Here is a 12,796-nt window from a genome sequence, read left to right as displayed (position 1 = left end):
CAGAACTCGGATTATTTAGTTATTATTTAGTGCTGCGCGAATAAAACCGTTGTGCGCGGCGAGGCGTGATTTGGCTTGTTCGGCATCCAAATCGGCCAAAATCATTAAGATGGCAGTTTTGCAGTGGCGATCGCAGGCATTTAATGCTCGCTCTGCTTCTTCTTTTGATGCGCCAGTTGCTTCTACAACAATGTTGGTTTGGCGTTGGATGAGCTTGGCGTTGGTGGCCTCTACATCCACCATTAAGTTGCCAAATACCTTACCGCTACGAATCATTGCACCTGTCGTGAGCATGTTTAACACCAGTTTTTGTGCGGTGCCGGCTTTCATGCGAGAAGAGCCAGTGACAACCTCTGCGCCAACAATCGGCAGAATCGCGATGTCGGCCGCTTTTGCCATGGCACATTCTGGATTACAGGCGATAGATGCGGTCGTAGCTCCGATGGATTTAGCGTACTCCAAACCACCTAGCACATAAGGCGTGCGGCCACTTGCAGCTATGCCTACAACCACGTCATGCTTGGTGAGGTGAAGCGCTTTTAAGTCGTCTTGACCCATTTTCACGTCGTCTTCTGCGTTTTCTACCGCTTTCAAAATCGCTTGGTGTCCACCAGCAATTAAGCCAATCACCATGTCTGGATGCGTGCCGTAGGTAGGAGGACACTCGCTCGCATCAAGAATTCCTAAGCGGCCTGATGTGCCAGCTCCCATGTAAACCAAACGGCCACCATTGGCGAACGCTTGAGTAATTGCATCAACCGTCTTTGCAATTTGTGGTAGCACTGCTTTGACCGCGAGCGCGACTTTTTGATCCTCTTCATTAATGACTTGCAGCATCTCGATGGTCGAAAGCGTATCAATCTCTGCACTGGCTGGATTACGGCTTTCTGTCACCAATCGGCTTAAATCAATTTTCATGTTTTACACTCTTCGTAATGTTCAATCTGAGGGCGATTCTATGGAATAAAATATTCTGTTTTGGTGATAAAAATCACACTTGAGGTTATTCTTTGTGCAGGAGAAATTTGGAATAATGAGAGAAAATATACGTCCATTACATCCGGTATAAACTGGCTTGGTTAGAACAATCATGGAGTTAAATCAAACTCCAATTATTTTTGTTTTGGAATAATTTATTTAAATTTTTTGAGGTTTTTGTTGTGTCAGTTGTCAATAAGATAGTCGCGAGGCGTACTCAGCTTTCGCAAAGTGGTCGTTTGGCCGGCGATTGGATTGTTGAAAACGCAGAAAAGGCGGCGCTGCTCACTAGCCAAGAACTTGCGGTGCAAGTAAAAGTGAGTCAATCGAGCATTGTGAAATTTACTCAGCGTATTGGCTTTAAAGGCTACAGCGAGTTTAAGTTAGCTCTGAATGAAGAGATTGGCCGTAAGCATGCGATGCAGTCGACACCGTTGCACAGTGATATTTTGGCAGATGATCCCATCGCGGTTATTTCACAGAAACTGGTGAAAGCAAAAACAGATGCTATGTTTCAAACCACCAATGCGCTGTCTTATGAAGCGTGTCACCAAGCGGTGAAATGGTTGAGTGAAGCGCGTCGAGTGCAAGTGGTCGGGATTGGGGGCTCAGCCCTGACCGCGAAGGATTTAAGCTTTAAACTGCTTAAACTCGGTATTACGGCGCTTTCTGAACAAGACAGCCACGTGCAGATTGCTGTTGCTCGTACCCTCTCTTCAGAAGATGTGCAGATTGCGATTTCGTATTCGGGCGAACGCAAAGAAATTCTCGTCGCGGCAGAAGCGGCAAAAGAGCAGGGCGCGAAGGTGATTGCGTTATCTGCTCCTGGGAGAAGCCGCTTGCGTGGTATTGCCGATATTACGTTTGATACGATTGCCAATGAAACGGAACATCGCAGCTCATCCATTGCTTCGCGCACCGCGCAAAACGTGATCACCGATTTGCTGTTTATCATCTTGGTTCAGCAAAGAGACGAAAGTGCACGTCAGTTGATCAGCGATATCAGTACCGACATCAAACAGATCCTCACATGATCGCTTAACCAACAGCGTACTAAAGATCCGGATCGTGCATCAGTAAAGCAATAAAAGCGGACAGATGCTTTTCAATGGTGAGATCGGCAGAAATCGCGGGCAATTCCAACGTGATGCAAGGTAAATCACGTTCACTACACCAAGTGCCGAATGAGCCGGGTGTTTCGTAGTCGACATCGTCCACGATTGGCAGCTGAAACTGCTCGCCGAGCCATTTGGCAAGGTTGGAATGTTTGGGATCATCTACAAACGCAAGCGGTTCATGAAATGACACCACAAACTTTGGCCTGCGCAGTTCAATCAAGTTAATTAATGCGTCAACTTCTGGCTCTAGCTGGTTTTTAGAGCCTGTTTTCACCTTTACGTCTCGAACGGGTGTGTGAGAGCTCCATCGATATACGGTGCCATGCTCAGTCCAATTTTGGGTTGGAAACGCGCGATTGAGATCCACTTGGTTTGCATTTGCGCGCGTGCCTAGCTGGTTGCCGTCAGGATTCATTGACAGAATCACATCATGTCGTAAGCTTTCAGCTGGCAAGCTTCTTAGCGCGCAGGACAAACCTGCAATCGAGGCCGTCTCATCCCCGTGAGTGCCTGCCAAAATCAAACCTCGCGAAGCACTTTCGACTTGTGCCGGAAAATACAGTAATGGCGCACCAAGCACGGATTGACCGTATGTTGTTGGCCGAATTAAAAATGCCGCTCTTTCCGTTCTTGGAATTAGACTCACCGTAATCTCCTGATTGATGAAGTAATATCAATATCTAAGCTAATTACACCTAGCTAAACTGAACCGTTTAAACTCGTCAACGGTTGAAATGTTAATTGTGGCGCTTGCTTCACAAGACGCGTTAGGAGAACGAAAAACGATATGGATTTTAAAAAACATTCAACGGCGTTGCTGATTTCCTCTTTATTCACCCCTTTTCTTTCTGCATCTGTTGTTGCGGAGACCTTACCTAACGGCGTTCAACTCGCCGCAGAGCAACATTTGGTGCGTGCGAATGACGCAGAGGCAGCAACGCTTGATCCGGCAAAAGCCGAAGGTCTGCCAGAAATGCACGTGATTCGTGACTTATTTGAAGGGCTGGTGATTCAAGATCGTAACGGAAACATCATTCCCGGTGTGGCGGAGTCGTGGGAAACCAAGGACAACCTAACCTTTGTTTTTCACTTACGCAAAGACGCGAAATGGTCGAATGGCGAGCCTGTGACGGCGGATGATTTTGTCTATTCACTGCGCCGAGCGGTGGACCCGAAGACCGCTTCTCCAAATGTTTGGTATCTCAAACTCACCAAGATCAAAAACATCGCCGATGTGGCAGAGGGCAAAAAGCCTTTGGACGATCTCGGTATCACTGCGGTGGATAAATACACCTTACGTTTTGAGTTGGACAGTCAAGTTCCGTACTTTGTTGCCATGACCGGGCACACGTCCATGATGCCAGTGCATCAAGCGACAGTGGAAAACCGCGACAAGCCGTGGAGCGATCCAGACCAATTTGTTAGCAACGGTGCATTCACATTGGATAAGTGGGTCGTGAATGAGCGCATTGAACTGATCAAGAACCCAAATTACTGGGACAGCGCAGATACGCATTTAAACAAAGTGACTTACATTCCGTTTGAAAACCAAAACGCGTCGATCAATCGCTATGCGGTAGGTGAGGTGGATATCACGTCAGATGTGCCGACTCATATGGCACAGAAGCTTAAACAAGATTACAAGCAGGCTTACACGGTGGTGCCATTGCTGTGCACGTATTACTACGCGTTCAATACCACTCGTCCACCATTTGATGATGCGCGAGTGCGTCAAGCGGTATCGTACTCCATCATGCGCGATGTGATCACGACTGGTGTCACTCAAGTCGGCAACCTTCCTGCTTATACTTTTGCGCATCAGTACACCGCAGGGTTTGATGCAACGCCGCCAGCATACAGTAACTGGAGTCAACAACAACGTGATGAGAAAGCACGTGAACTGCTGAAAGAAGCGGGATACGGTGATGGCAAACCTTTGGATTTCAAATTGCTGTACAACACCAGTGAGGCAAATAAATCTATCGCCGTTGCAATAGCCTCGATGCTACACAAGAATCTCGGTGCAAACGTTGAGTTAGAAAATCAAGAGTGGAAGTCGTACTTAGTGGCGCGTAAACAAGGCAATTTCGATGTGATGCGTGCGTCTTGGTGTGGTGATTACAACGAAGCGTCCACTTTCTTGAGTTTATTGCGTTCAGGTTCTTCGGGTAACTTTGCACGTTACAGTAGCCAAGCGTACGACAACGTGATGAACAGTGCATTGGCTGCAACCGATGAGAAAGCGCGCCAAGGATTTTATGACCAAGCAGAACAGTTGCTGGCGGCAGATATGCCCATTGCGCCAATCTATTACTACATGCAAGCGCGTTTGGTTCGCCCTACGGTTGGCGGTTTTGCCAAAAACAACGTAGAAGGGCGCATCTACTCGAAAGATCTCTACATCAAGAAGTAGCGCTCAAAACAAGCGATAAATACGAAGCCCCGAAGATGTATCTTACGGGGTTTCTTTTTATTGTTAGCGAGTGGAGAGCTTGTCCACTAGCATTGCGACTCGTTTGCCAAGATACTCCGCCGTTGCAACATCAGAGGCATGCAACTGACCATCTTCACCACCTTGTGCAACAATACCGCCTTGTACACCATAACGATTCAGGTTTTGCTCCCCAGAATTACTGATCTTATCCAACCCGACCCACATCATGCCGTGCTGGTAAGCGAAGGTTTGAAGGTATTGCAGTGTGCAAGATTGATCGCCATTCAACGCTCCTCCGCTAGTAAAACCTGCTGCCACTTTGTTTGCCCACTTCTGGTGGTACCAAGATTCACTGCTCGCATCGGCAAATGCTTTAAACTGCGCAGCCACTCCACCCATGTAGGTCGGAGAGCCAAAGATAATCGCATCACACTCAGCAAGTTCATCCATTAGGTTAGGGTTCACAAAACGTCCCTCAATAATCTCACTGCCTTCAATTCGGTGAGAGAGGATTTCACATTCACCTTGCTGCTTAATGCCTTGTTGTTCAACGCCTGCGGCAATCGCGCGAGCAAGTTGGCCAGTAACGTCGGTTTTAGAGAAATAAATAATCGCAATTTTGGACATGAAAGATTCCTTCTTTTTTCTGAGTAATGTGTAATGTTGAGCATGCTAAAACCTCAAGTTTGGTTTAGGTCAACACTAAAACTTAAAAAGAAGTGCATTAAAAAAGCCGATGTAGATACATCGGCTTTTTAGTGGATTATTTCTTTCTTCGAGTATAAATCCGAGATTTTGTTTTACTTGGCTCTGGCTTATTTTTCGCCAGCTTTAGTACCGCTTTTTGCAAAATCTGGTTGTTTGGGTAAGTGATCAAGTTTCCGTTGTCGTGCTTAATTAACACGTGAAACATGCTGATTTCTTGAATCTCGCCACTGATGTCTTCGTCTTTGTCTACGACTTTAATACGATCGCCCACTCTGTATGGGAAGACAAAAAAGATCAAAAAGCTGGCGGTGATATTGCTCAGAATTGACCACTGCGCGATAAACGCCACACCCAATACGGCGAAAATGGACGACAGGAACAATGACACATCGCCATAACCAATGCCGGTGATAATGGCAAAAACAGAGGCGGTCAAAAACAGCAGCGCGACATTGAAACAGCGCTGAATAAAACTCAGGCGGGCCTTTTTTACGCCCTTTGAGGTTGCTAAGTTTAAGATGGCTCGATTGACGATTCTCTTCAGGATACGATAAGCGATCAGGACAAAAATGCCCATCAACACTTTGTAACCGAGGGAGCCTGTAGTGAAATACTGGCTCACTTGTTCTAATTGGATCCAATCATTCATTTCTTCAACTCGACGATATTTAGAAAGCGGCTTTTATAGCTGATTTTCTGCTGTAAGTAATCACAATTTTTCTACTCTGTTTACCCTGTATCGGCATTAAAACGCCTTACATGTTACTGAAATAGCATAATGAAAGACTGCGATGGGTAGTATTTCGTTACCATACCTAATATTCAATCAGAGTCGTCGTATCTTTCATGTGCTCAATGTTTGAGCTTCATCCCATATCCGAAATTACGCCAAGTGAAGCGCGTCATAAATTTGATGAATATGACCTTCGTCCTGCTAACCTAGTAGTGGTCAAAAGAAGTCTGTAGGAGAGGCGCGGGCGTATGGAAGAAGATGAAAAGGCGATCATGATGCTGGTGGTGATCGTGGGGTTCGTGCTTATTTGGGTTGTGCTTGAAGAGCTGAACTATCTTGGTTTGCCGATCAAATAAGCCCCGTGAAACATTCGATTCAACGGGGCTTTGTATTTCAATAATGGCTTTCTTGATTTCAGAGAATTAGCTAACTGCTCTAACCTTACCTTGCTTCAAGTCGTTCAGCACTTGAGATTTTGGACCGTCTGCAATTACGCTGCCTTTCTCCATTACAATCACGCGGTCTACGATGTCGAGCATCGACGTTTTGTGTGTAATCAAAATCAGCGTTTCGCTCGGTTTTAACTGCGCCAATTGATGCTTGATGTGCATTTCTGAGCGGTTGTCCATTGCACTGGTTGGCTCATCCATCAAGAGTACCGGAGGACGTCCAAGGAACGCGCGAGCAATCGTCACCGCCTGACGTTGACCGCCAGAAAGCATTGCGCCCCCTTCACCAACCTGACGCTCCAAACCTGCTGGGTCCGATTGCGTAAAGGCGGTCACACCCGCACGATTGGCTGCATCCATCACGTCACGGTCATCGGTTAATGGACGGCCTAGCGTGATGTTGTCGCGGATGGAGCCAAAGAACAGATTGGAATCTTGCGCTACACACCCGATATTGCGGCGAATATCGACATGATGAAGCTGCGCGATGTCGGTGTCATCAATGCGAACATGACCTTCTGTCGGTTGGTATAAGCCCATGATGAGACGCTCTAACGTGGTTTTACCCGAGCCGATACGGCCGATAATCGCCACTTTCTCGCCAGGATTGATCGTCAAACTCAAATCTCGAATTGACGCGACTGGTGAGTCTGGGTAGTGGAAGGTAACGCGTTCTAGCTCAATCTTACCTTGTACAATAGGGCGGTGAATGTAGCGTTTGCCTTCTTCTTGCTCGTCCGGCATTTCCATCACTTGGTTGATGATGGTCATCGACGATTTGGCTTGGTTATAACGCGTTGAAAGTAGCGATAGCTGAACCAAAGGCCCAATCGCACGACCACTTAGCATGGTTGCGGCAATCAAACCACCCATGGTTAAGTCACCTTCTGCAATCAAGTAAACGCCTAAGATGATCATCCCGACGTTACTACTTTGCTGCACGAAACCCGCAGCGTTTTGGATGCTGTCGGTAATGCGACGGCTCTTGATGTTCCAGTTTGCCATGTGCGCCACCGCTTCTTCCCAGCGGTATTGGAACTGGCTTTGAGCACTCAACATTTTCACCGTTTCTAAGCCTGCCAAGCTCTCAATCAGGTTGGCGTATTTTTGAGAAGCCAGACGTGAGCCTTCCTCGATAGAACGGCGTAGAGGGCCTTGGATGAGCAGTGAGTGGATAATCAGAATGAGAACACCTACCATCGGCACAAATACCAAATTGCCCGCCATCAACCAAATGATGATTAAAAACAGAATCGCAAATGGTAGGTCTATCAACGCGCTGACGGTAGCGGAAGTGAAGAATTCGCGGATGGATTCAAACTCCTGCAAGTGACGTGCAAATGCACCCACTGACGGCGGTTTGGATTCCATTCGAATCCCCATTACTTTGCTAAACAGTTTAGAGGAGATCAGAATATCCGACTTTTTACCCGCCACATCGATGAAGTAGTTACGAAGTGACTTGAGAGAAAAGTCGAAAATGAACACGACGAAGATACCGCTTGCCAACACCCATAAGGTTTCAAACGCGAGGTTTGGCACCACTTTGTCGTACACCAAACGAGTGAACATTGGTGCGGCAATGGCGAAGATGTTGATCAAAAGAGAAGCGATAAGCACATCGCGGTAGATGCGTTTAGATTGCCACAAGGTTGACCAGAACCAGTGACCTTCTTTGGTTTTGAGCACTTCGGGAGAGCGCTCATCGAAACGGAATTGCTTTTTAACTAAAAAGTAGCGACCAGTGTACTGCTCAAGTAGGTCTTCTAATGGAATGGAGATTGGCACCATTCCACTTTCTAAGGTTGTGACTTCTGCTTCGCGTGTCTCCATATTGATGCTATTGAGAACGCAAGAGTCACCACCTTTAAGAACTAAGATTGCCGGCAGAATCAGGCTGGAGATTTTCTCCAGCTCTGCACGGTTTTCCTTGGCAACCAATCCGGCCCTTTCCGCCGCTCTTGGTAGCAGGAACGGGGTCAATTTACCATCTGACAGCGGAAGCCCATTCACAAGAGCTTCCGGCGAGTTGGCTAACCCATAGTAACGGCTAACGTAGATGAGCGAATTCAGTAAAGGGTCTTTCATCGTTGGTGAACCTTATTATTCCTTGTCGACGATGAATCCTTGGAATACCTCTACGAAGTGCTCGGTGAGGAAATCCAATTGGATCTGAGTTTCAATACGCGATGCAATCGTAGTAATGCCCAAGTTGTGAGCGGTACGAGAGATCGACGTGAGTGTGAACTTCTGTTTTTCGTCGTGTAAGTTGTGTGTGAACAAGTAATCCAGCTTCACATAGTTCGGACGGAACTCTTGGATGTATTCCAGCGACTGGAAGTTACGACCATAGTTATCGACACCAAACTCAGCACCAGACTGACGAATTGCGTTACAAAGCAGTGCGGTATGGTGCGGATGATCAATGAAGCATTCTTCAGGAATCTCAAAGTGAAGTTTAGACGCCACTTTTGAGTGTTTCTCCAACATGTTGGTTGTCCAGCGAATGAACGATGGCTGAGACAAGCTGCTTTGCGCGATGTTAATCGCGACGGGATCGTTAAGCTCGCCGCTTTCTAGCATCTTAATCATCGACTCAATCACGTATTGGTCGAAGATGTTGGTCGCATCCAACTGTTCCAATGCAAATAAGTATTGGTTAGCACGGTAAGTCTCGCCATCTTTTTCGATGCTTGAGAACACTTCGTTATGGAACACTTTGCCCCAAGTATTCTTCGCAGCTTGGAAGCGGAATTTCACCCAATCGCTGTGGATTGCTTCTTCAACCAACGCTTTCCATTGCTGTTTACCCATCAAGTTAGATGGCGTATCGCTACCAATGAAGCCGTATGGTTTGTCTGGCTGTGCTTTAGCTTTCGATAGTGCGTTATCCACCATAGAAAGGACTTCAGAACGCGTTTTCTGATCTTTGCTGTGTGCCACACCAAGCGAGGCTTTTGGTTTTGCTAAGCCAGTTGGATCAGTGTTTAGGCCATTGACACAGTTGACGATGCTGTCCGCGAGAATGCGCAATTCGCTCTCATCCATGTGCGGGAAAAGCAGACCGAATTCATCACTAGAAAGACGAGCAATGGTGGCTCCCGGAACATCAATGGTGTTTTTCAGACGTTGAGACAACTCTTTCACGTGGGCATCAGCGCGTTGGTAGTCTTTTGTCTCGTAAATGTCGCCAATATATTCTGCATGGAGTAGCGCGATACCCCCTTGCGTTTGTTCTGCCAACCATTGGTCAACTTGGTTGATGTAGAACGAGCGGTTACCTAGTTTGGAGATAGGATCTAGGTATGCTTGAGCACGTAGACGTTGTGCTTCTTTGGCCTGTTCTTTAAATGACAACTCAATCTGTGCCGACATCATGTTGATGCCATCCACGACCGCGATCAGGTCTTTGGTTTTAGGGCGAGTGAGTGGCTCACCAAACTGGTTGTTTGCGATGTCGTGCATTTTCTTCACGATAGCAGCCAGTGGTTTTAGAGAACGACGCAGAATGTAAGAAATCGCAATCAATCCGGCTAGGAAGATGACGCTAAACGCAGATAGCAAACGGATAAAACCTTGCCATAGTTGTTCATACGCCGCGCCTGGGTGGCTGATTATTTCGACTTCGGCCAGTTGCATCCAACCACTGGTGACCACGCGTTTATCGTGAATCGCTTTGAACAGATTCATGTCGATAAACCATTGCGGAACGGTGCTTGGTTTTACTGGGTAAGAGCGTACGATCTGGTAATCAGAATCTAACGCGGTGAGACGCACCACTGAGTAGGTACTGCCGTCAAATAATGCATTGATTACCGATTCAACGGCAACCTTGTCTTTATCTTTTAGGTAAGGTGCTAACGCCAAACCCACGGTGTTGATGGTGTTGTTGACCTCTGAACGTTGCTGTTGTTCCAAGCTCGTTCGAGTAGTATTGAATTCGATTACGAATACTGATGCCATCAAGAGTATAAAGACCGTAACCATTCCCACTACAAGCTTCTTATATAGGGTCATGTTTCTCACTCGTCATAGTTAATTTTAGGTTTATTTAACTGCAACTTACGTTCGCGCGAGCGTAAGTCATTCCAAAGGCTCAAACGTGATGCTTTCCCCGCTAGCTCTCCAGTGCCAGCAGAGGACTTCATCAACCACAGGTTTGTACCATTAAAACTGTATATCGGTAGCAAATCGCTACGTTTAGAGGCTCGGACAATTTCTGGATTGATATTGTCGAGGATGAGCGGCTCAGAACTTGGGGTCGGGTAGTAGGCTAATACCATGTGAAACTGATTCAGTTCGATGGCTTTTACGTAGATCAAACGCATCTTTGAATCTGGTATTCCTAGCTCGAGTAACGAGAAGTACTTAGCGATGGTGAAATCCTCACAATCGCCGCCGTTGCTCCCTAAAAATTCGAGTGGCGTAGCCCAATAGTCTGTCTTTCCCCACAGTTTTATGTCGTCAACGAAATAGAGTTGGTTGAAAAAATCGTTAACGCCCACGAGCTGTTCATGAGTCTCCAATTGTTTAAAAAGGTCGATGTTCTGTCGCCATGTATTTACGCGCAATCCGGCGCGTTCGCCATACACCGCTGTGACCGCATCGACCCATCGTTGTTCTTTTGTGCTTAACGCACCAATTTGGAACGAAAAACAACTTAAACTGATTAATAATGTAACTTTACGCTTCAAATTGGATCGCATATTCGACTCACATCACAAGTGTACTCTTCCAATGGGCTCGTTGGTGAGAAATAAGTGCTTTTTATTTAACCACTTATCGAGCTTAACTGCACATTGTGAGTGCCTTTGTATCAGTTACTCCTTCAAGGCGTTGGTTTTGGCGCTTAAGATCGGCTTAAGCAGATACTCCAAAACGGTTCGCTTCCCTGTGATGATATCGACCGATGCAGTCATTCCTGGAATGATTGGTAAATCGGCATCCTGACCAAAGCTGGTTTTTTCTGTGCGCACGCGCACGATGTAGAAACTGTTGCCTTCCTCGTCTTGGGTGGTATCGGCACTGATGTGCTCCAGTTCACCCACTAAGCCGCCGTATTTTGTAAAGTCATACGCGGTGAATTTTACGATGGCATTTAGGTTCGGACGTAGAAAAGCGATGTCTTTCGGGGCGATTTTCGCCTCAACTAACAAGGTGTCTTCGGTTGGTACGATTTCAACGATGTCCATACCCGGTTGGATAACGCCGCCAACGGTGTTGACGTTCAGCGTTTTGATTTTGCCTGTCACCGGAGAGACAACCACCGTGCGGTTTACGCGGTCTTCCAAGCCAACTGCCGATTCAACTAATGCAGACAGTTGGTCTTGAGCATTATTAAGTTTCTCTTGTTGTTCGGAACGGAACTTCAACGCCACATCGATGCGATTGAGCATGGATTCTTTGATGGCGGATTTGATCACTGGGATTTTCAGTTCGCTAGATGTCATTTCACGGCGAGTGTCGTTCACTTGGCGCTGCAATTTGAGTAGCTCAATGCGCGGAACAACGCCTTCATCCGCCAACGGTTGGGTGATATCCAGTTCTTTCTTCGCGTATTGGTAGCTTTGGCGTAAGTTGCGCACTCGCGCTTCAATCTCGACCAAGTCTTGCTGTTTTTGCTCAACTTGTTGATCGATCACCGACAGTTGGTTGCGTAGGTTATCCAAATCTTCGCGGTATTCCGCTTTCTGACGCTGAGTTAATTGTGGCTGCGTCTCTTCCAATACCGGTGGGAAAGTCAGTTTGCCGTAATCGAGAACGACGCTTTTTTCCCAATCTTGAATATTAAAATCGCGATTGACGGCCACGCTGTTGATAGAAGCAGAAAGTTGTAATACCGAGGCGGTCAGGTTGGCAACTTGTTGTTCACGTTCGCGGTAGTCCGAGCGAAAACGAGTATCGTCGATCAACAGAAGTTGCTGGCCTTTTTTCACCAGTTGTCCTTCCTTCACCAGAATTTCTTTGACGAGACCACCTTCCAAGTTTTGGACTACTTGGATTTGAGAAGAGGGAATTACTTTACCTTGACCGACGGTGACTTGGTCGATCTGTGCCCACGATGCCCAACCAATGGCTGCAACAAAAAACAACACCATAACCCACAACATTAGTCGGGCACTATTTGGGGTGTTGAGAAGCAGTGCGGCAGTTTTGTCATCGACAAAATCCAGCTCATCATTGCTGAGTTTGTTGTAGTTGTCTCGGCTCATCACATTCTCTGCTTATATAAATACGGATTATCTTTTTGATCTTATTATTATTACCCGATCATGTCAGCATTCCGGCTAACAAAAATAAGTAACAGAGGACATTCGCTCTGGTTACCCGTCTGGCTTCAGCCTGTTCTTGCTGAAAGGCTGAAGAGATCTTGAGG

General features: G+C 46.7%; 10 protein-coding genes. 2 read left to right on the top strand and 8 right to left on the bottom strand.

Features of this window, described 5'->3' with window-relative positions; translation table 11 throughout:
* Positions 1-15: 15 nt before the first annotated feature.
* The gene (gene murQ, locus ACF8EG_RS01890; protein ID WP_015313724.1) at positions 16-918 is read right to left on the bottom strand and encodes an N-acetylmuramic acid 6-phosphate etherase; all 903 of its coding nucleotides are present in this window, start codon (positions 916-918) and stop codon (positions 16-18) included.
* Positions 919-1,160: 242 nt separating this feature from the next.
* Between murQ and ACF8EG_RS01885 the strand changes: the two genes are divergently transcribed.
* The gene (locus tag ACF8EG_RS01885; protein WP_031853909.1) at positions 1,161-2,012 is read left to right on the top strand and encodes an SIS domain-containing protein; all 852 of its coding nucleotides are present in this window, start codon (positions 1,161-1,163) and stop codon (positions 2,010-2,012) included.
* A 19-nt stretch (positions 2,013-2,031) separates the two neighbouring features.
* Here ACF8EG_RS01885 and mpaA read toward each other — a convergent pair whose 3' ends face one another.
* Complete coding sequence (mpaA, locus tag ACF8EG_RS01880; protein ID WP_025631486.1) at positions 2,032-2,742, bottom strand: murein tripeptide amidase MpaA; 711 nt, start codon at positions 2,740-2,742, stop codon at positions 2,032-2,034.
* Positions 2,743-2,883: 141 nt separating this feature from the next.
* On the opposite strand from mpaA, the gene ACF8EG_RS01875 reads away from it, so the two are divergent.
* Positions 2,884-4,509, top strand: a complete 1,626-nt coding sequence (locus ACF8EG_RS01875; RefSeq protein WP_069505587.1) for an ABC transporter substrate-binding protein — start codon at positions 2,884-2,886, stop codon at positions 4,507-4,509.
* Positions 4,510-4,572: 63 nt separating this feature from the next.
* Here ACF8EG_RS01875 and ACF8EG_RS01870 read toward each other — a convergent pair whose 3' ends face one another.
* The 6 genes from ACF8EG_RS01870 to ACF8EG_RS01845 all read right to left on the bottom strand — a co-directional run bounded on the left by ACF8EG_RS01870 (position 4,573) and on the right by ACF8EG_RS01845 (position 12,632).
* A complete protein-coding gene (locus ACF8EG_RS01870; RefSeq protein ID WP_025532943.1) occupies positions 4,573-5,157 on the bottom strand; it encodes a flavodoxin family protein in 585 nt (194 codons plus the stop codon).
* A 136-nt stretch (positions 5,158-5,293) separates the two neighbouring features.
* Positions 5,294-5,887, bottom strand: a complete 594-nt coding sequence (locus ACF8EG_RS01865; RefSeq protein ID WP_020838327.1) for a mechanosensitive ion channel family protein — start codon at positions 5,885-5,887, stop codon at positions 5,294-5,296.
* A 506-nt stretch (positions 5,888-6,393) separates the two neighbouring features.
* On the bottom strand, positions 6,394-8,508 hold the full coding sequence (locus ACF8EG_RS01860; RefSeq protein ID WP_005464845.1) for a type I secretion system permease/ATPase: 2,115 nt from the start codon (positions 8,506-8,508) through the stop codon (positions 6,394-6,396).
* Positions 8,509-8,523: 15 nt separating this feature from the next.
* A complete protein-coding gene (locus tag ACF8EG_RS01855) occupies positions 8,524-10,437 on the bottom strand; it encodes an EAL domain-containing protein (protein ID WP_005500162.1) in 1,914 nt (637 codons plus the stop codon).
* Between the two features lie 5 nt (positions 10,438-10,442).
* A complete protein-coding gene (locus ACF8EG_RS01850; RefSeq protein WP_005464869.1) occupies positions 10,443-11,126 on the bottom strand; it encodes a transglutaminase-like cysteine peptidase in 684 nt (227 codons plus the stop codon).
* 114 nt (positions 11,127-11,240) lie between these two features.
* A complete protein-coding gene (locus tag ACF8EG_RS01845) occupies positions 11,241-12,632 on the bottom strand; it encodes an HlyD family type I secretion periplasmic adaptor subunit (protein WP_005464847.1) in 1,392 nt (463 codons plus the stop codon).
* Between the last annotated feature and the right edge of the window lie 164 nt (positions 12,633-12,796).

Origin of the sequence: Vibrio sp. YQ_11, assembly GCF_043103065.1 — a bacterium.
Lineage (GTDB): Bacteria > Pseudomonadota > Gammaproteobacteria > Enterobacterales > Vibrionaceae > Vibrio > Vibrio parahaemolyticus.
The sequence above is the reverse complement of the archived record's forward strand: the minus strand, read 5'-3'. Positions and strand labels throughout refer to the sequence as shown.

Bases quoted from the DNA above. Each gene is read 5' to 3' on its own strand.
- ACF8EG_RS01865 (WP_020838327.1), bottom strand. From the start codon at position 5,887: ATGAATGATTGGATCCAATTAGAACAAGTGAGCCAGTATTTCACTACA.
- ACF8EG_RS01850 (WP_005464869.1), bottom strand. From the start codon at position 11,126: ATGCGATCCAATTTGAAGCGTAAAGTTACATTATTAATCAGTTTAAGT.
- ACF8EG_RS01855 (WP_005500162.1), bottom strand. From the start codon at position 10,437: ATGACCCTATATAAGAAGCTTGTAGTGGGAATGGTTACGGTCTTTATA.
- ACF8EG_RS01870 (WP_025532943.1), bottom strand. From the start codon at position 5,157: ATGTCCAAAATTGCGATTATTTATTTCTCTAAAACCGACGTTACTGGC.
- ACF8EG_RS01875 (WP_069505587.1), top strand. From the start codon at position 2,884: ATGGATTTTAAAAAACATTCAACGGCGTTGCTGATTTCCTCTTTATTC.
- murQ (WP_015313724.1), bottom strand. From the start codon at position 918: ATGAAAATTGATTTAAGCCGATTGGTGACAGAAAGCCGTAATCCAGCC.
- ACF8EG_RS01860 (WP_005464845.1), bottom strand. From the start codon at position 8,508: ATGAAAGACCCTTTACTGAATTCGCTCATCTACGTTAGCCGTTACTAT.
- ACF8EG_RS01845 (WP_005464847.1), bottom strand. From the start codon at position 12,632: ATGAGCCGAGACAACTACAACAAACTCAGCAATGATGAGCTGGATTTT.